The sequence below is a fragment of the Wolbachia endosymbiont (group A) of Lasioglossum fulvicorne genome (genome assembly GCF_964028605.1).
Classification (GTDB): domain Bacteria; phylum Pseudomonadota; class Alphaproteobacteria; order Rickettsiales; family Anaplasmataceae; genus Wolbachia.
Map to the genome: position 1 here is coordinate 754,953 of NZ_OZ034798.1, position 17,820 is coordinate 772,772.

A 17,820-nucleotide genomic window follows, 5' to 3' on the forward strand; every position below is an offset into this window, starting at 1 on the left:
TCACTTTAGGTAATATATCAAGTAAATCGTGCCCATTTTCGGTATACTCTAAATAATTCTTCATGTCGTCAGCTGCTCTTGCACTTAAAATATTGATTAACGGCTTATTAAGTAAATTTCCTTCCTAGTATTTTAACAAATTCCTTGCGGCTTGATTGAGCCCTAAAATTAACACGTTTTTTTTCTTATTATCCTGACAAACAGATACCACAGCATCATCTTTCCTTCTTGCAGTTATGAAATCATCCATACTTTCATTCTATACAGCGTATTTATAAGTATAATAAGATTATATTAAGATTTACTTACTTATTGATATGCTTAATTAGATATAGACAAAATGTCATATGGGATAGCTTTGTTGTAGAAGAATCAAGATTACTGTTTATAGACTTCAAGTTACTGCAAAAAATATTTTAAAACATAGTTGATCTTGACTTTGCCCAGTTAATATTCCAAATTATAAAAAAACAGATAGTTCTATGACGACAAGTCTATTACAAGGCAAAAAGGGATTAATAACCGGAATAATAAATAAGAGATCAATAGCGTACGGTATAGCAAAAACTCTCTCAGAGCACGGAGCAGAACTTGCAATCACCTACCAGAATGAAATAATAAAAGAAAAACTATCACCAATAGCAGATGAACTAAATGTGGAGCTAATATTACACTGCGACGTTTCAAATGAAAAAATCATAGATAACGCTTTTGAAATAATAGAGAAAAAATGGGGTACCCTTGACTTTTTGGTGCATGCAATAGCGTTCTCCGATAAAAATGAGTTAGATGGTAAATATGTCAATACTTCACTGAATAACTTCCTCAATGCAATGCATATATCGTGCTATTCTTTTACTGCTTTAGCGCAAAGGGCTGAAAAAATGATGTCAAATGGTAGTAGTTTACTTACTTTATCTTATTATGGCGCTGAAAAAGTTATGCCAAATTATAACGTTATGGGTTTATGTAAAGCAGCACTTGAAGCAAGTGTAAAATATATAGCATGTGATCTCGGGCCACAAAATATCAGAGTAAATGCAATTTCCGCTGGTCCAATCAGAACTCTAGCATCTTCTGGAATAAGCGATTTTCACTTCATATCAGAATGGAATAGAAATAACTCTCCGCTCAGACGCAATGTTACAATAGAGGATGTTGGCAAGGCAGCGCTATACTTATTAAGTGACTTAAGTAGTGGCACTACTGGAGAAATTTTGCACGTTGATTCAGGATATAACGTTGTGGGAATGAAGGTAGTTGACTAACAAAGCACTAGTTCCTTCGGGTTCATACACAACTCTATCAAGAGTTTTGTGACTGTGATTGCAGAAAACATCGAACATAAAATTCCTATTGATAGAGTGACAGAAAAGCCTCTTATTGCTCCACTGCCAATAATGAACATTATTCCTGCAGCAATTAATGTAGTGATATTTGAATCTAGTATTGTCTTTATAGCGTTTTTAAACCCTTCTTCAATAGCACGTTCCACTCTCTTGCCAGATTTGATTTCCTCACGAATTCGCTCAAATATTAAAACATTTGCATCCACTGCCATACCGACAGTAAGTGCAATACCGGCAATTCCAGGTAAAGTTAGAGTTGCTTCAAGCAGAGTGAGAATTGATAATATAAGAATTACATTAGAAAAAAGCGCAACAGAGGCCAATACACCTAATTTGCCGTAAGTGATGATTATAAATAAAGCCACGGCTATAATAGAGATAGTTGCTGCCATTTCCCCTGCCTTTATTGATTCTTCTCCAAGACTTGGGCCAATGTTTTTTTCTTCAATTATTTTAAGTGGTGCTGGCAGTGCTCCAGATTTTAAAAGTATTGCAAGTTCGCTTGCTTGTTTTTCAGTAAAATTACCGCTAATTTCTCCCTCTCCATTTAAAATTGGCTCACGTATTGTAGGTACTGTTAAGACTGTGTTATCCAGAACAATTGCAAAAGGTTTTCCCACATTTTCTTTAGTGATTTTCGCGAATCTTTCACTCGCTATGCTGTCAAATTTAAAATGCACTGTTGGTTTACCTAAATGACCAAATCTAACTGATGCGTTAACCAGCGAATCACCACCTATTTCAGTTTTGCGGAATATTGGATAAGAATTACCTAAAGAATCCTTGAGCATGACAGTGGTTTCATGGTCTATATCCTGCACCTTGGCTATGTTAGTGTTTGCCAAATGAAAAGCTAGCTTAGCAGTTTTGCCAAGCAGAGATTTTATCTGCTTGGTGTCTTCTACTCCAGGCACCTGCACTAATATTTTATTCTGCCCTTGTTTTTGAACGCTGACTTCCTTTGTGCCAAGTTTATCCAAACGGCGCTGGACATTGTTTATTGATTCTGCAGCTACTTCACTGATCAAAGAATTTTTATAATGGGGTTTATACGAAATGAGAATTGAAGAATCTTTTCTATTTAGCTCTAAATTTGGATTTATCGCATTAATCAACACAGATGCTTTTTTATAATCATCAATATTATTTAAAGTTACAACGCTATTTTGTACGTTAGATTCAATATTTTTTGTTAGCAATGTCTCTTTTATTTCGTTAGCTAGCATGCTTAGCTTTTCCTTAAAATAGAAGTCTAAGTCTATGTTTAAAAGCAAAGATGCCCCTCCTTTCAGGTCAAGGCCTAAGTTTATTCTTTTTTTCGAAATAAAAAGCTTATTATCAAAGAAATTTGGCAGTGTTATGTATAAAGCAAGTAAACAAATGCATAATACTGAGAAAGATTTGACTATAAGCCTGTTGTACATAAGTTGTAGGTTTAAAATTGTAATAATTGATTGTAAGTTAAAAATAGATTTTTGTAAAATTCTCTATTTGACCTTACCCAGAAAAAGTAGAGAGAAAGTTAAGACGTTTTTATCATGAGAATAAATTGTGCAGGAATGCAATAGTTAATAGTAGAATGTCTACGTTGTTTGTTATAAAAGATTTCTATGTATTCAAATATGGTAGTTCTGGTTTGTTGAGCGAGAAGTATCAATAAGCAGCTCCCTTTTAAGTGAACTTTTCTGCAACAGAGTTATCATAACAACAGCCCTTATGGCTCATGCTGGAAATGATATTTTTTGTATTCAATAGAAATTGGTAATTTTGAGAGGTATACTGTGACCCTTGATCGCTATGTAACAGCAGATTTTTATCGGGTTTGCGTTTATCAACGGCCATCAATAAAGAATCTATAACTAATTATCATGTTACTCATTAACCACCATGTGTGAATATAGGTCAATTATTGCCGCCAACAACCTTCTTTAGTTTTTATGTAGGTAATCCCATACGGTATTTGGCTGATCAGTAGTAAAATTTTGATCTAATGTGTTTGGAGCAACAATTCTGTTGTTAATTTGCTGTCTTTTAATCTTAAACCTGCGCCTAAGTTTAGCTTTAATGCCATTTTCTTGCATAACACTTTGTACTGTTTTAATTTTTGCCTAAAGCTTTTAATTCAGCGTGAATTTTAGGGGCTCCATATCTGCATTTAGAAGCTTGATGTATTTTTTGAATATCTGCTAGAAGCCCTTCTTTTGCTAATTCTTTACTGCTTTTTTCCTTAGAACCTGTACATGATCTCAAGAAAGGAATAAACTAAGAGATAATATATATAAGTTAGGATATATGAGGAGTTTATACCCAAGTGATATAAGTCGGGAAAGATTTGAGATTATGTTACCAGATCTAGAGTCCTGTAGAAAAAAAACAAAACCAAGGAAACTTGATTTGTATGATGTATTTTGTGGAGTGTTATACGTTCTGAAAAGCGGTTGTCAGTGGAGAATGCTACCAAAAGAGTTTCCAAAATGGCGCAATTGTTACGACTATTTTAAGAAGTGGAGTGAAAAACCAGATGCAGATAAAGAAAGTGTTCTGGAGCTGGTGTTAAAAAAAAATAGTTGGCGTGGTCCGACAAAACAATGGTCGGAAAGAAAAAACCAGCTTCTGCATAATTGATGCACAGAGTGTAAAAAATGCAGATACTGCTGAAGAAAAAGGCTATGATGCAGGCAAAAAGATTTCAGGAATAAAACGCCATATTGCAGTAGATACGCAAGGTTTGCCCCATGCAATTTATATAACAACAGCAGAGATAACTGACCGTAGCAGTGCTGTGAGAATGGTCGAAAATGCAAAAGAAAACCTCTCGGGAGTTAAAAATGTACTGGTTGATGCAGGCTATACTGGAGAGAATTTTGCAACTCAAATAAAAACGATTATTGGTGCAACCGTTGAAGTGATAAAAAGAAATGAATTACATTCCTTTGTTGTATTGCCCAAAAGATGGGTTGTGGAGCGATCTTTTGCTTGGTTAGAAAAATGTAGAAGATTGTGGAAAAATTGTGAGCGAAAACTCAATACTAGCCTACAAATGGTCGTTCTGGCTTTCACTGCCTTACTTCTGAAAAGATTATGAACAGGCTCTTAGCAACCCATACTACCAGCACAAAACCCTACATAGTTCCTGTGTTTTATAGCAATTTCTATATAAAAGAATACTTTACTCTTTTTCTTTGCCCAGGGCTTTTTTTTAAATGTCTCTTTCTCTTATTAGCTCTTTTTTTAGATCAAATCTTTCTTTGTCATAAGGAGCCTTTGCCTGGAAATGCGTATGCTCCAGACATTTTTCCATCATATTTTCTTACTTAACATACTGCCATCTATACCTAGATCTTTTGCTATTTTTGTACTTGTTTGACCTGTTTCTTTAACCAGCTTAACAGCTTCTAATTTGAATTCTGCTGTATATTCTCTTCTATTTGTCATATTTTGAAAAAACGTTTTATTTTACTCCAAAAACGTCTTAACTTTCTCTCTACTTTTTCTGGGTAAGGTCAATTTACCGCCGCGGCGCTAACTAGTAGCGGGATGACGGGTTACCAAATTGTAGAAGTTGCTTTAGCTATAAATTCAAGTTTTATCAATGTCTTGTGTTGTTACCCAAATAATGGTTGTGCAAGCGCTCAATTTTTTGATCAAAAAGGAACAAGTTTAGTAAAAAATAATGATATTATTAGTGGAACATAAAATAGTCCCACTGCAGTACTGATTAGAAGCAACAGAGTAGCTTTATCTGGTTGATAATTCAAAATATTAGCAAGTATTATACTGGACCCAGAAACTGGAATAATAGCTAGCAACATCAGTGCTTTATATATGCTCTCATCGTATATACCTATAACATGCTTATCTAAAAGGACAATTCCTAAAACAAACAGTGGCCAGAATACGTACTTTGCTGTAATAGTGATCAAAGCAAGCTTCCAATCTACTTTAAAGCTTGTAATATTCGCAATGCTCACTCCAAGTAGCACCATTCCTAGTGTAACAAATGTACTTCTAATATTCATCATAACATCTGTTAAAAAAGTAGGTATTTGTATATCGTATATACTTAAAAAGAAGCCCAGAACCATCGCATAAAGCGAAGGAAGTTTGAACAACTTTAATATGCATTCTTTTGCGGTATAAATACCATTTGCGGCTATGTAAAATCCTAAGCTATTTTCAAACAACGCCATTCCTATATAACAAACAACATATACAGATACTGAATCTTCATCAAATAAAGCCATGGCAATCGGCAGGCCAAAATAACCCATACTTGTGCTGCCCGAGCTAAATGCTAATATGTTTCTTGTGTTATCCTTAAATAAAAAAGAAGAAAGATAATACACTGATAAGGACATAGTGCTACCTATAAACCATATCAAAATCGGCAGAGAAATTACTTTTAAATTAACTTCTGTATGAGAGACTCCATATAAAATCACTATTGGATTAGCTATATAAAAGAGTATTTGAGATATAGTATTTCTATCAATTTTAAGATATTTTCCTGCTAAGTAACCAATAAATATTGTAATATAAATAGGTAATATTTTTAGGAAAAGAGTAAAGAACATACTAGCCTATTGTGATACTTTTGACTGATAAAGTAACATTAGATCTTAAGGTATTGTAAAAGTAAACAAAATTTATTTTCCAATTTATCCAGCTCATAGTTAATTACATTAGTGCCAAAATTCGTTTTTATATAGGACTTAAGAATGACATTTTTATGATAAAATTATGTTAAGTTTCTGTAAAGCTTCTTGCATATTTTTGAATAATGACATATTTACTAAAAATTAAACTGCTTGTAGTAATTTAGACGGACTGTTGAAAAAGTAAGAGGAAATAAGTAAAGTTAGGACAGAGAGTAAGAGCTTTAACATAGTTGTCATATTTTTCTTTAATTAACCCTAGTGTCCAATTTATCCACCATTCCTTCACATGAGGTGTTTCTAACCATTTTAATAACAGTAAAAAATGTTTTCTTTCAACGCTTTAAATGTGATATTTTTATTCATTAATTGAAAATCTCAAATGTTACTACCCTTTCTATTAATCCTGTCTCTAATTGCCAAGTTCATTGAAATTGACATTTCCGTACCTAGTTTTCCTGATATGGTGCGCTATTTTAACGTACCGGAAGGCATAATTCAATTAACTATTGCTTATAATTTCCTAGGCTTTTGCATAGGAGGGTTGTTTTTTGGTCCATTGTCTGAATGCTATGGCAGAAGAAGGATTATGATCATAGGTAACACTTTGTTATTAATCGGCCCTGTTGGTTGTGTTTTTGCACCGTCGATTTTTTGGCTTTTAATCTCTCGCTTTGTTCAGGGTATTGGTGTTAGCACATCTGTAGTTGTATTTGCAATCGTTGCAGACAGCTATAAAGGTGACGAAGCGGTGAAATTTATTGGAATCATGAATTCTGTTCTTACAGTTGTCATGGCAATTGCGCCAGTGTTAGGCAGTTTCATCAATGAAATTGTAGGGTGGCGTGGTAATTATGCAACTGTTGCAATACTTTGTTTGATCTCTTGGGTTTTGCTGCTTTTAGCGTTACCAGAAACAAAAAAGGACCGCGATATTTTCAGTTTGAAAAAAATGATGAAGGATTACAGAAAACTACTATCTGGTCCGAGGTTTGTTACGTTGTCTTTGATGTCAAGCCTCTTTTCTGCTGCGTATATGTCATTCATTACTTGTGGACCTTTTCTGTATATGAAGACTTTTGGTTTATCTAGCACTATTTATGCACTACATCAAGGTGCAATAGTTGGATGCTTCTCACTCATCAGTCTATTTGCTGGCAAAATTTTGCAGAAACTTGGAGCAATAAAGTGTGTAATTTCTGGTGCGAGCGTGTGTGCTATTGGATCTCTATTGCTTGTAATATTCAGTATAATTGCACCTCACTCTTTCTACTTAGTAACACTGTCTATGATTATTTTTTCTATCGGTTGTGCAATTTGCCAGGCAGTGATTTTTAATGCATCAATAAATGTTTTCCCTGAAATTAAAGGCACAGCTTCTTCTGCAGTCTCGTTCATTAGAGCTTTTATCATGGCTATTTTTATCGGCTTAACAAGCTACGTTTACAATGGTCAAACAATTAGTGTAGCTGTTCTTGTTTTATCTGCAATAGTACTAGAACTTATTTTTACTGCCTATTTATTGTTTTCAAGGTCTGGAGAAGATCTATAATTATTGGTATATAGACCTTCTCATTTTCAGTTATATTATAATATGCGTTGGCGCTTTGCTGCTGGCTCCCCTGTACATATTTCTTCCAATTCACGTTCTGTTAGCTTATTATACCCTTTCAAAGCTAGGTATTGAAGATTACTTGATGGCTGTTTTCCAGTTATCCAATAAATTGTTTGACTACATAATTGATTCTTTTTGTCATAAGAAAAGTCTGATATTGGATCCCTGGTATCAAATTCATATTTATCAACCATCTCCTCTAGTGTAACAGAGCTTGGAAAGAAACTTGCTGGATTTAGCGCTGAAAATTCATTCGAATCAACTCTCTTTCTTAAAGGTTCATTATCTAAACTGTCTGTATTGGAGTTTTCGATTCTCAGCTTGCTTGAACCCTCTTTATTATTTGAGTAAAAATTCCTTGGGATAAACCGAACTCTGGCCGTTACCTTTGTTTCTAAATATACCTTATAGTCTTCTTTTTGCTGAGAATCTAATTCATTAGATAGAGTTCTAAATAAATCAGGTTTAAAACGGATACTATCAAGTGTATTAAACGCAAGATCTTTATTCTCCTCAAGTAAATCATTAAAGGTGATGATTGCTTCGTTTTCTTCCATTGTACTGAGTATACTACGCATAGCTGGAATATGAAGTTTCTCCATTGCTGTTTGATAGTATAGCATTTCTCATAATAGTCCGAACAGGTCATAAGAAGGCAGAATCAACAGCACGACGAAAGGATTCGAATAGAGGAATGTTTTTCCTAGCTCTGTTTTTTATAGCAAACCAATGATGCTCAATTTTGTTGAAATCTGGAGAATACGGCGGCAGATACAAAATTTCTGCACCAACTCCTCTAGCAAGCTCGATAATCTTACCAGACTTATGAAAAGTAGCATTGTCAAGAATGACAGTCTGTCCAGGTTCCAAGATCGGTGTCAAAAATTGCTCAAACCATCCATTAAAAACATCCATATTACAGTGGCCTTCAAAGGTTAATGGAGCAACTATCTTTCTTCTACTTAAGGCTGCAACCATACTGATTCGTTGAGTTTTCTTTCCAGATTTTAGGCCATAAAACCGCTGTCCTTTCTGGCAATACCCATATGGATAGTCCTCTGTGTTATCAATGCCAGACTCATCTATATAAACTAAGTTTTCTGGTTCTTTTGTTGCTATAATTTTTAAGAATTCAGCACGTTTTTCTTCGTTTCTTTCCTTGTATCCATATGTCTTTTTTTGCGCGTAAATCCAATTTTTCTGAGAGCTCGGTGGATCGTTTGGATACTAACGTTGCCCCAAAGTTTAGCCATTTCCGACAGAGTCTTTCCTCCGTTTTCTCTGGCAAATTTAGCAAAGGCATCCCAGTCGGTAATTTTGTGATTGTAACCTCCATTTCCAAGTTTTTTTGATTGAAAGTCTCCTGTTTCTTTTCTTCTTTGCTGCCACTCCCATAAAGTAGTTCGTCCAATTTTAAATCTCGCTGCCACTGTTTCTCTGCTTCCTCCCTCCTCTAGCGCTTCCATTGCTTTTTTCCTTAAGTCATAACTATATGCTGCTGGCACTCAACCTCCTTATCATCGTCTATCCTTATCTTATCACATCCGGACTTCTATGAAAAGAGCTATAGTATTCTTTATCGTAGTGGCTAAGCTTATTGAACGCACCTCTAAATTTGTTTATTCGCTTGCGGTTCGCTGAATCGTTTAATTTTTGAATTACTTCATCACTTATATCACTAGTACTATTATGCATTTCTTTACCACCACTATTAGTTAATATATTAATACTATATTAGTATTTATCAAGAAATCAATAGAAATATTTAAAAAAAATAGATTAGTCTTAGCATTAAGTATTAGAACCTGTACATGATCTCAAGAAAGGAATAAACTAAGAGATAATATATATAAGTTAGGATATATGAGGAGTTTATACCCAAGTGATATAAGTCGGGAAAGATTTGAGATTATGTTACCAGATCTAGAGTCCTGTAGAAAAAAACAAAACCAAGGAAACTTGATTTGTATGATGTATTTTGTGGAGTGTTATACGTTCTGAAAAGCGGTTGTCAGTGGAGAATGCTACCAAAAGAGTTTCCAAAATGGCGCAATTGTTACGACTATTTTAAGAAGTGGAGTGAAAAACCAGATGCAGATAAAGAAAGTGTTCTGGAGCTGGTGTTAAAAAAAAATAGTTGGCGTGGTCCGACAAAACAATGGTCGGAAAGAAAAAACCAGCTTCTGCATAATTGATGCACAGAGTGTAAAAAATGCAGATACTGCTGAAGAAAAAGGCTATGATGCAGGCAAAAAGATTTCAGGAATAAAACGCCATATTGCAGTAGATACTCAAGGTTTGCCCCATGCAATTTATATAACAACAGCAGAGATATAGCATTTCTCATAATAGTCCGAACAGGTCATAGGAAGGCAGAATCAACAGCACGACGAAAGGATTCGAATAGAGGAATGTTTTTCCTAGCTCTGTTTTTTATAGCAAACCAATGATGCTCAATTTTGTTGAAATCTGGAGAATACGGCGGCAGATACAAAATTTCTGCACCAACTCCTCTAGCAAGCTCGATAATCTTACCAGACTTATGAAAAGTAGCATTGTCAAGAATGACAGTCTGTCCAGGTTCCAAGATCGGTGTCAAAAATTGCTCAAACCATCCATTAAAAACATCCATATTACAGTGGCCTTCAAAGGGTAATGGAGCAACTATCTTTCTTCTACTTAAGGCTGCAACCATACTGATTCGTTGAGTTTTCTTCCCAGATTTTAGGCCATAAAACCGCTGTCCTTTCTGGCAATACCCATATGGATAGTCCTCTGTGTTATCAATGCCAGACTCATCTATATAAACTAAGTTTTCTGGTTCTTTTGTTGCTATAATTTTTAAGAATTCAGCACGTTTTTCTTTGTTTCTTTCCTTGTATCCATATGTCTTTTTTTGCGCGTAAATCCAATTTTTCTGAGAGCTCGGTGGATCGTTTGGATACTAACGTTGCCCCAAAGTTTAGCCATTTCCGACAGAGTCTTTCCTCCGTTTTCTCTGGCAAATTTAGCAAAGGCATCCCAGTCGGTGATTTTGTGATTGTATAGCATTTCTCATAATAGTCCGAACAGGTCATAGGAAGGCAGAATCAACAGCACGACGAAAGGATTCGAATAGAGGAATGTTTTTCCTAGCTCTGTTTTTTATAGCAAACCAATGATGCTCAATTTTGTTGAAATCTGGAGAATACGGCGGCAGATACAAAATTTCTGCACCAACTCCTCTAGCAAGCTCGATAATCTTACCAGACTTATGAAAAGTAGCATTGTCAAGAATGACAGTCTGTCCAGGTTCCAAGATCGGTGTCAAAAATTGCTCAAACCATCCATTAAAAACATCCATATTACAGTGGCCTTCAAAGGTTAATGGAGCAACTATCTTTCTTCTACTTAAGGCTGCAACCATACTGATTCGTTGAGTTTTCTTTCCAGATTTTAGGCCATAAAACCGCTGTCCTTTCTGGCAATACCCATATGGATAGTCCTCTGTGTTATCAATGCCAGACTCATCTATATAAACTAAGTTTTCTGGTTCTTTTGTTGCTATAATTTTTAAGAATTCAGCACGTTTTTCTTCGTTTCTTTCCTTGTATCCATATGTCTTTTTTTGCGCGTAAATCCAATTTTTCTGAGAGCTCGGTGGATCGTTTGGATACTAACGTTGCCCCAAAGTTTAGCCATTTCCGACAGAGTCTTTCCTCCGTTTTCTCTGGCAAATTTAGCAAAGGCATCCCAGTCGGTAATTTTGTGATTGTAACCTCCATTTCCAAGTTTTTTTGATTGAAAGTCTCCTGTTTCTTTTCTTCTTTGCTGCCACTCCCATAAAGTAGTTCGTCCAATTTTAAATCTTGCTGCCACTGTTTCTCTGCTTCCTCCCTCCTCTAGCGCTTCCATTGCTTTTTTCCTTAAGTCATAACTATATGCTGCTGGCACTCAACCTCCTTATCATCGTCTATCCTTATCTTATCACATCCGGACTTCTATGAAAAGAGCTATAACCTCCATTTCCAAGTTTTTTTGATTGAAAGTCTCCTGTTTCTTTTCTTCTTTGCTGCCACTCCCATAAAGTAGTTCGTCCAATTTTAAATCTTGCTGCCACTGTTTCTCTGCTTCCTCCCTCCTCTAGCGCTTCCATTGCTTTTTTCCTTAAGTCATAACTATATGCTGCTGGCACTCAACCTCCTTATCATCGTCTATCCTTATCTTATCACATCCGGACTTCTATGAAAAGAGCTATAACTGACCGTAGCAGTGCTGTGAGAATGGTCGAAAATGCAAAAGAAAACCTCTCGGGAGTTAAAAATGTACTGGTTGATGCAGGCTATACTGGAGAGAATTTTGCAACTCAAATAAAAACGATTATTGGTGCAACCGTTGAAGTGATAAAAAGAAATGAATTACATTCCTTTGTTGTATTGCCCAAAAGATGGGTTGTGGAGCGATCTTTTGCTTGGTTAGAAAAATGTAGAAGATTGTGGAAAAATTGTGAGCGAAAACTCAATACTAGCCTACAAATGGTCGTTCTGGCTTTCACTGCCTTACTTCTGAAAAGATTATGAACAGGCTCTTAGAGGGTTTGAAATCTCCGTGAAGAGAACTACAAGCAGAGTACGTGTATAAGCCTGTTTTGATTAAAAAACAATTGCAGAATTGTTTAATCAATTTTAACTCTCTCCAGCCAATCTTTCTGCTTCATTACGTGAAATTAATGCCTCAATAAATTCATCTAGTTCACCTTCTTTTATAATCTGCTCTAGCCGATGTGAAGTTAGATTAATTCTATGATCTGTGATTCTTGATTGTGGAAAGTTATATGTTCTTATGCGCTCGGAACGATCACCAGAGCCAATTTGGCTTTTCCTCATTGTTGACCTTTCCATTTCTTTTTTTTGTCTTTCAATTTCATATAGCCTTGCCCTCAATACTTTGAGCGCTTTAGCTTTATTTTTGTGCTGCGATTTTTCATCTTGCTGTATTACAACTATCCCTGTTGGCAAGTGGGTGACCCTTACTGCACTATCGGTTGTATTCACTGACTGCCCTCCAGGACCACTGGATCTATAAACATCTATGCGTAAGTCTTTTTCTTCTATTTTAAAGTCAACCTCTTCTACTTCAGGTAATATCGCAACAGTAGCGGCGGAGGTATGCAACCTTCCTGAGGATTCAGTTTCTGGCACTCTCTGTACTCTGTGCACTCCTGATTCAAATTTCAACCTTGCAAAAACTTCTGTTCCATTAATGAGTACAGAAGCTTCCTTATAGCCACCTATACCTGTATTAGAAATGCTTATTGGCTCGAACTTCCAATTTCTTCTTTCTGCATATTTTTGATACATACGAAATAACATTGCTGCAAATAATGCTGCTTCTTCTCCGCCTGTGCCTGCTCTGATTTCTAATATTGCATTTCTTGAGTCATCTTCATCTTTGGGCAATAATGCTAACTTTAGTTTTGCTTTTACTTTTGGTAATAATACCTTGTGCTTTTCGAAAAATTCTTCTTTTGCTAACTCTTTTATATCACCTTCGCTGTTTTCATCTTTCATTATTTCTTCTAAGTCTGAAATTTCCTCTTTCAGCGTGTTATATTCATCAATTATCTTGATGATTGGCATGAGCTCAGAGTATTCCTTTGAAAGGGTAATGAATTCTTTTTGACTTAAATTGGTAGGATTTTCCAAGTTCCTCTCTATATCATTAAATTTTTTCTTTAAGTCTTGTAAATTATTCTCTATATTCATATAGCACAGATCTAGTATTTTAACTGTTTAAGTAATATATACTGAAATAAAAAATTTCTTATATCAAGCAATAACACTATAATATACCTTCTACTTGAATATAATGGCAAGACAGATAACATCAAGCTGCAATTTCATATTTGGAGCTTCGGACATAAAATCATTACCAAATGAGTCGGCTCCAGAGATTGCGTTTGCTGGTAGATCAAATGTAGGAAAATCCAGTCTAATCAACTTACTGATAAACAGCAAAAAAGCTGCCAGAGTTTCCTCTAAACCTGGATGCACTAGACAAATAAATTTTTACTCTATGTACAATGATAAGTTCAGGCTTGTTGACCTACCAGGGTATGGCTACTCTCATGCAGGCAAGGAGGAAATTATACAATATTTAAACTTAATTGAGTATTATCTAATTCAAAGAAGAAATCTAAGAAGAGTGTTTGTGTTGATAGATAGCAAGGTAGGATTAAAAGAAATAGACAAAGACTTCATTTATTGGTTAATATATAATAATATTAACTTTAACGTTGTGCTAACAAAAATAGATAAAGTAAGTCAAAAAAGCTTAGGTGCTGTTATAGAAGATATTCAAAAATGGATTAATAGTGAGAATGTGTCAATTCATCAAATAAGCACCCGTGTTAAGCATAAAATAACCAAGGTAAGAGATGAGTTTTTCAAGTTTACAAGATAAAAAAATGAAGAGTAGTGAATTTTTAAAGGGTGAAGTATCATTTGAACAAAAAGCAGAAATATTACTTGAAGTGTTATCTAACATACCTAGCTTTGTGGGCGAAACTTTTGTCATTAAATGCAGCAGTGTAACAATCTCAGATGAACCACTATTTAATACTTTTGTGCATAATGTTGTCTTACTAAAGCAGCTTGGTATAAATCCGGTGATAGTTCATGACGGAGAATATGAAATTAACTCGGTGTTAAAAATGCTGGGTATGGACAGTAAGTTTGTGAATGGTATCAGACTTACAGACAAAGACACTATGAAAATCATTGAAATGGCACTGTGTGGTTCAGTTAATAAAAAAATTGTTCAGCATATAAATTCTGCTGGTGGTTCAGCTATTGGATTATGTGGAAAAGACGGCAACTTAATAAAAGCTGAAAAGATAAGCACTACGCTTAAGGAAGACAGATCAAATAACATCGAAAAAATACTAGACATGGGGTTCATCGGTAGACCCACTGAAATCAATCCTGATATATTATTTTTTATTGAAGAATCAGATTTTATACCAGTTATTGCACCAATTGGTCATGGAAAAGATGGGGAAACATATCATATTGATGCCGATAGCACTGCAAGCGCAATTGCAATTGCAGTTTCTGCATCTAAAATGATAACCTTTAGCGATACAGGTGAAGAAATAGATAAAATTGGTGGCAGGAAGATATCTGTTAAAAATTTAAATGCATCGATTGATTGTGGCAAAATTCAAGGAGAAAAATTTATTGGAAGGCTTATGGCATATACTAAAGTGGTAGAGGAATGTGCTGGAGTTGTTCACATAGTTGATGGTAGAATACCTAACATTATGCTTGATTTATTTACTGAAAATAATTCGAGTATATCAATTGTGAGTGATTTATAACTAGACAACTACACGAATACCAAGAGGGTGTCATCCGAGTAGCTGACACTGATTTCCATCCAAAAGGGTGTCATCCGAGTAGCCCCTTCGGTGTCATCCCAGTGCGTGACACTGGGATCTAGCAAGCTTTGCTTGCAAATAAGTCTAATACGCGTCGCGTTTTATGCCAAAACACAATTGGAGTTACATGCAAAATAGATCCCAGTGTCAGCTACTCGGATGACAAAAAAAGGAGCACTGAACTTGTCAAGGAATTTTATGGCCTAGCGTTACGCACTGGAATGACATCATTTACGATGTAACATTTATCACTTTGCAGATACAATTTACATGCTATAATTGAGTCTTCATAGATGGTAAATTGGAGTGCAAAGAAGTAAAATTAAAGTAGAAATAAAAAGATTATCACACGGAGAAGACTTGTCTCTTCCATGTTATGCAACTACGCAGAGTGCTGGTATGGATCTTTATGCTGCATTGAATGACTCTGCTGTTTTAAATCCACTTGAGAGATTACTTGTTCCAACTGGAATTGTGATTGCAATACCAAACGGTTTTGAGGGGCAAATCCGCCCACGTTCTGGTCTTGCTGCAAAACATGGAATCACTGTCTTAAATTCTCCGGGCACTATAGACTCTGATTATCGAGGTGAGGTGAAGATTTGCCTAATTAATCTAAGTAATCAGTCGTATGAGATAAAAAGAGGAGATAGAATTGCACAAATCCTTATTTCTCCTGTATCTCAGGTAATTTGGGATGACAGAGAAGAATTCTGCACAGAAGAAACCGTCCGCGATGCAGGGGGCTTTGGCTCAAGTGGTAGGTAATTTGCGAAAAAGCTTGACTATAACAGTTCTTTTATACACAAATTAAGCATATTAATATTTTATTAAATGAGGTCGTTTATGCTAACTTTCAAAAATCATCGTGGTCAGTTCCACAAAACAAACGCTGCACTTGCAACGTTTACTGCTCTGTATGTCATAGGCGCAGCAGTAGCACTTTCAGCACCTTATTGGGTGTCTTCAACTTCCATGCTAGCTCCACTTGCAGCTTTTGCAGCTACACCACTTCGAATGGGCGTTTTAGCATTTGTTGCTGCTGCGCTGACTTATTTAGTATTGTTGGTGATCAGCCTATCAATACGCTAGGCAATACTTTATCCTTCGATATAGATTCACTAGAAGTGAAAAATAAAGAAGGTAAGTTTGAGGCAGCTAAAGAAGGGCAGAATGAAACATTAGGTTTAAACAAAGATGGTGCTAAAGAGGTTAACACTTATTTAGGCTCACTTATTGTTGAACAAGTTGCTTCTGAACAAAAAGCAAAAAACTAGACAGCTAAGTATAAAAGAGGTAGATTAAGTCTGCCTCTTTATTTTTTTAGTGTCAATTACTCAAATGACGTCATTTATTATGGGAATGTATCCGTTCAGCAGAGTGGCAAAGTATAGCTCTTTTCATAGAAGTGCGGATGTGATAAGATAAGGATAGACGATGATAAGGAGGTTGAGTGCCAGCAGCATATAGTTATGACTTAAGGAAAAAAGCAATGGAAGCGCTAGAGGAGGGAGGAAGCAGAGAAACAGTGGCAGCGAGATTTAAAATTGGACGAACTACTTTATGGGAGTGGCAGCAAAGAAGAAAAGAAACAGGAGACTTTCAATCAAAAAAACTTGGAAATGGAGGTTACAATCACAAAATTACCGACTGGGATGCCTTTGCTAAATTTGCCAGAGAAAACGGAGGAAAGACTCTGTCGGAAATGGCTAAACTTTGGGGCAACGTTAGTATCCAAACGATCCACCGAGCTCTCAGAAAAATTGGATTTACGCGCAAAAAAAGACATATGGATACAAGGAAAGAAACGAAGAAAAACGTGCTGAATTCTTAAAAATTATAGCAACAAAAGAACCAGAAAACTTAGTTTATATAGATGAGTCTGGCATTGATAACACAGAGGACTATCCATATGGGTATTGCCAGAAAGGACAGCGGTTTTATGGCCTAAAATCTGGAAAGAAAACTCAACGAATCAGTATGGTTGCAGCCTTAAGTAGAAGAAAGATAGTTGCTCCATTAACCTTTGAAGGCCACTGTAATATGGATGTTTTTAATGGATGGTTTGAGCAATTTTTGACACCGATCTTGGAACCTGGACAGACTGTCATTCTTGACAATGCTACTTTTCATAAGTCTGGTAAGATTATCGAGCTTGCTAGAGGAGTTGGTGCAGAAATTTTGTATCTGCCGCCGTATTCTCCAGATTTCAACAAAATTGAGCATCATTGGTTTGCTATAAAAAACAGAGCTAGGAAAAACATTCCTCTATTCGAATCCTTTCGTCGTGCTGTTGATTCTGCCTTCCTATGACCTGTTCGGACTATTATGAGAAATGCTATACTTGTAGGTATCCTCCTAAACCTCCACTGACGTATAGCTTAACAGGATCAATATCAAGGTCAGGATAATAACGGTAATTTGCCAATAAGCTAGCTCCTATTTTCCTTGTATCCTTATTAGCAATATCACTCATGTTAGCAAGAACCTCAAGTTCAAATTTAGAGTTTTTGTCATGGTGATAACCAAAAACAACGCTAGGTTTCATTATAAAGCCACCACCCCATCCAGCACCAAAGTTTAAACCTGCATAGTACTTATCTTCTGACTTACTTGCACTATTACTAGCTGCACCGGCTAGAGATGAAGTAAGCAACACAGCCAAAACGCACAATCTCTTTATTTTCATATAACTCCTCATACAAAAAAATATATAATGCATAAGTATATATGCTTTGTATTAAAAAAGATATAACTACATGTCAAAAAAAGTATAGCCATAAA

The 17,820-nt window shown here is 35.6% G+C and carries 19 protein-coding genes and 5 pseudogenes; 11 read left to right on the forward strand and 13 right to left on the reverse strand.

Annotated features, from left to right (window positions below; genetic code table 11):
- Nucleotides 1-482: 482 nt before the first annotated feature.
- Nucleotides 483-1,268 carry an enoyl-ACP reductase gene (locus tag ABWU71_RS04070; RefSeq protein ID WP_353284085.1) on the forward strand — a complete coding sequence of 262 codons (786 nt, stop codon included), beginning with the start codon at nt 483-485 and terminating at the stop codon, nt 1,266-1,268.
- Here the strand turns inward: ABWU71_RS04070 and secD are convergent.
- The 4 genes from secD to ABWU71_RS04090 all read right to left on the reverse strand — a co-directional run bounded on the left by secD (nt 1,265) and on the right by ABWU71_RS04090 (nt 3,599).
- Nucleotides 1,265-2,773 (reverse strand): protein translocase subunit SecD, encoded by a 1,509-nt coding sequence (gene secD, locus ABWU71_RS04075; RefSeq protein WP_353284086.1) that lies wholly within the window; start codon nt 2,771-2,773, stop codon nt 1,265-1,267. The genes ABWU71_RS04070 and secD overlap by 4 nt on opposite strands.
- Before the next feature lie 98 nt (nt 2,774-2,871).
- Complete coding sequence (locus ABWU71_RS04080) at nt 2,872-3,006, reverse strand: IS3 family transposase (RefSeq protein ID WP_353284087.1); 135 nt, start codon at nt 3,004-3,006, stop codon at nt 2,872-2,874.
- A gap of 14 nt (nt 3,007-3,020) precedes the next feature.
- A complete protein-coding gene (locus ABWU71_RS04085) occupies nt 3,021-3,191 on the reverse strand; it encodes a DDE-type integrase/transposase/recombinase (RefSeq protein ID WP_080717647.1) in 171 nt (56 codons plus the stop codon).
- Nucleotides 3,192-3,446: 255 nt separating this feature from the next.
- Nucleotides 3,447-3,599, reverse strand: a complete 153-nt coding sequence (locus tag ABWU71_RS04090; protein WP_353284088.1) for a transposase — start codon at nt 3,597-3,599, stop codon at nt 3,447-3,449.
- Nucleotides 3,600-3,641: 42 nt separating this feature from the next.
- On the opposite strand from ABWU71_RS04090, the gene ABWU71_RS04095 reads away from it, so the two are divergent.
- Nucleotides 3,642-4,434, forward strand: a protein-coding gene (locus ABWU71_RS04095) for an IS5 family transposase (RefSeq protein WP_265023453.1) whose coding sequence is annotated in 2 segments (ribosomal slippage) — nt 3,642-3,905 and nt 3,907-4,434 — 792 coding nt in all. Because the reading frame shifts where the segments join, the coding sequence is not laid out codon by codon here.
- Nucleotides 4,431-4,667: a hypothetical protein gene (locus ABWU71_RS04100; protein WP_353284089.1), complete on the forward strand. Its 237-nt coding sequence runs from the start codon at nt 4,431-4,433 to the stop codon at nt 4,665-4,667. The genes ABWU71_RS04095 and ABWU71_RS04100 overlap by 4 nt, the downstream gene beginning before the upstream one ends.
- Here the strand turns inward: ABWU71_RS04100 and ABWU71_RS04105 are convergent.
- Both ABWU71_RS04105 and ABWU71_RS04110 read right to left on the reverse strand, forming a co-directional pair.
- Nucleotides 4,650-4,784 carry a transposase gene (locus ABWU71_RS04105; RefSeq protein WP_353274342.1) on the reverse strand — a complete coding sequence of 45 codons (135 nt, stop codon included), beginning with the start codon at nt 4,782-4,784 and terminating at the stop codon, nt 4,650-4,652. The genes ABWU71_RS04100 and ABWU71_RS04105 overlap by 18 nt on opposite strands.
- A gap of 209 nt (nt 4,785-4,993) precedes the next feature.
- Nucleotides 4,994-5,923, reverse strand: coding sequence for an AEC family transporter (locus tag ABWU71_RS04110; RefSeq protein WP_353284090.1), 930 nt, complete (start codon nt 5,921-5,923; stop codon nt 4,994-4,996).
- 463 nt (nt 5,924-6,386) lie between these two features.
- On the opposite strand from ABWU71_RS04110, the gene ABWU71_RS04115 reads away from it, so the two are divergent.
- Nucleotides 6,387-7,556 (forward strand): multidrug effflux MFS transporter, encoded by a 1,170-nt coding sequence (locus ABWU71_RS04115; RefSeq protein ID WP_353284091.1) that lies wholly within the window; start codon nt 6,387-6,389, stop codon nt 7,554-7,556.
- Nucleotides 7,557-7,591: 35 nt separating this feature from the next.
- Here the strand turns inward: ABWU71_RS04115 and ABWU71_RS04120 are convergent, their stop codons facing one another.
- Nucleotides 7,592-8,242, reverse strand: a complete 651-nt coding sequence (locus tag ABWU71_RS04120) for a hypothetical protein (RefSeq protein ID WP_353284092.1) — start codon at nt 8,240-8,242, stop codon at nt 7,592-7,594.
- A gap of 22 nt (nt 8,243-8,264) precedes the next feature.
- Nucleotides 8,265-9,124, reverse strand: a protein-coding gene (locus ABWU71_RS04125; protein ID WP_353284076.1) for an IS630 family transposase whose coding sequence is annotated in 2 segments (ribosomal slippage) — nt 8,265-8,800 and nt 8,800-9,124 — 861 coding nt in all. Because the reading frame shifts where the segments join, the coding sequence is not laid out codon by codon here.
- A gap of 358 nt (nt 9,125-9,482) precedes the next feature.
- Between ABWU71_RS04125 and ABWU71_RS04130 the strand changes: the two are divergent.
- A pseudogene (locus ABWU71_RS04130) lies at nt 9,483-9,953 on the forward strand (IS5 family transposase); the annotation flags it as partial.
- 28 nt (nt 9,954-9,981) lie between these two features.
- Here the strand turns inward: ABWU71_RS04130 and ABWU71_RS04135 are convergent.
- The 3 genes and pseudogenes from ABWU71_RS04135 to ABWU71_RS04145 form a co-directional block, all read right to left on the reverse strand.
- Nucleotides 9,982-10,664 (reverse strand): annotated as a pseudogene (locus ABWU71_RS04135) (IS630 family transposase); the annotation flags it as partial.
- A 28-nt stretch (nt 10,665-10,692) separates the two neighbouring features.
- A protein-coding gene (locus ABWU71_RS04140) for an IS630 family transposase (RefSeq protein ID WP_353284076.1) occupies nt 10,693-11,552 on the reverse strand; the annotation gives its coding sequence in 2 pieces (ribosomal slippage) (nt 10,693-11,228 and nt 11,228-11,552; 861 coding nt in all).
- Nucleotides 11,553-11,610: 58 nt separating this feature from the next.
- Nucleotides 11,611-11,793: pseudogene (locus ABWU71_RS04145) on the reverse strand (IS630 transposase-related protein); the annotation flags it as partial.
- Between the two features lie 61 nt (nt 11,794-11,854).
- On the opposite strand from ABWU71_RS04145, the pseudogene ABWU71_RS04150 reads away from it, so the two are divergent.
- Nucleotides 11,855-12,178: pseudogene (locus ABWU71_RS04150) on the forward strand (transposase); the annotation flags it as partial.
- Nucleotides 12,179-12,283: 105 nt separating this feature from the next.
- Here the strand turns inward: ABWU71_RS04150 and prfA are convergent.
- On the reverse strand, nt 12,284-13,363 hold the full coding sequence (gene prfA / locus ABWU71_RS04155; protein WP_353284093.1) for a peptide chain release factor 1: 1,080 nt from the start codon (nt 13,361-13,363) through the stop codon (nt 12,284-12,286).
- A gap of 103 nt (nt 13,364-13,466) precedes the next feature.
- Here prfA and yihA point away from each other — a divergent pair, with 103 nt between their 5' ends.
- From yihA to ABWU71_RS04180, 5 genes are all read left to right on the forward strand, one after another.
- A complete protein-coding gene (yihA, locus tag ABWU71_RS04160) occupies nt 13,467-14,060 on the forward strand; it encodes a ribosome biogenesis GTP-binding protein YihA/YsxC (RefSeq protein WP_353284094.1) in 594 nt (197 codons plus the stop codon).
- A gap of 4 nt (nt 14,061-14,064) precedes the next feature.
- The gene (gene argB, locus ABWU71_RS04165; protein ID WP_353284894.1) at nt 14,065-14,976 is read left to right on the forward strand and encodes an acetylglutamate kinase; all 912 of its coding nucleotides are present in this window, start codon (nt 14,065-14,067) and stop codon (nt 14,974-14,976) included.
- A 366-nt stretch (nt 14,977-15,342) separates the two neighbouring features.
- Entirely contained in the window at nt 15,343-15,804 is a 462-nt protein-coding gene (gene dut, locus ABWU71_RS04170; protein ID WP_353284095.1) for a dUTP diphosphatase, read from the forward strand.
- A 359-nt stretch (nt 15,805-16,163) separates the two neighbouring features.
- Nucleotides 16,164-16,313 (forward strand): hypothetical protein, encoded by a 150-nt coding sequence (locus ABWU71_RS04175; protein WP_353284096.1) that lies wholly within the window; start codon nt 16,164-16,166, stop codon nt 16,311-16,313.
- Between the two features lie 176 nt (nt 16,314-16,489).
- A protein-coding gene (locus tag ABWU71_RS04180; RefSeq protein ID WP_353284076.1) for an IS630 family transposase occupies nt 16,490-17,349 on the forward strand; the annotation gives its coding sequence in 2 pieces (ribosomal slippage) (nt 16,490-16,814 and nt 16,814-17,349; 861 coding nt in all).
- Nucleotides 17,350-17,377: 28 nt separating this feature from the next.
- Here the strand turns inward: ABWU71_RS04180 and ABWU71_RS04185 are convergent.
- Nucleotides 17,378-17,725 (reverse strand): annotated as a pseudogene (locus ABWU71_RS04185) (hypothetical protein); the annotation flags it as partial.
- Between the last annotated feature and the right edge of the window lie 95 nt (nt 17,726-17,820).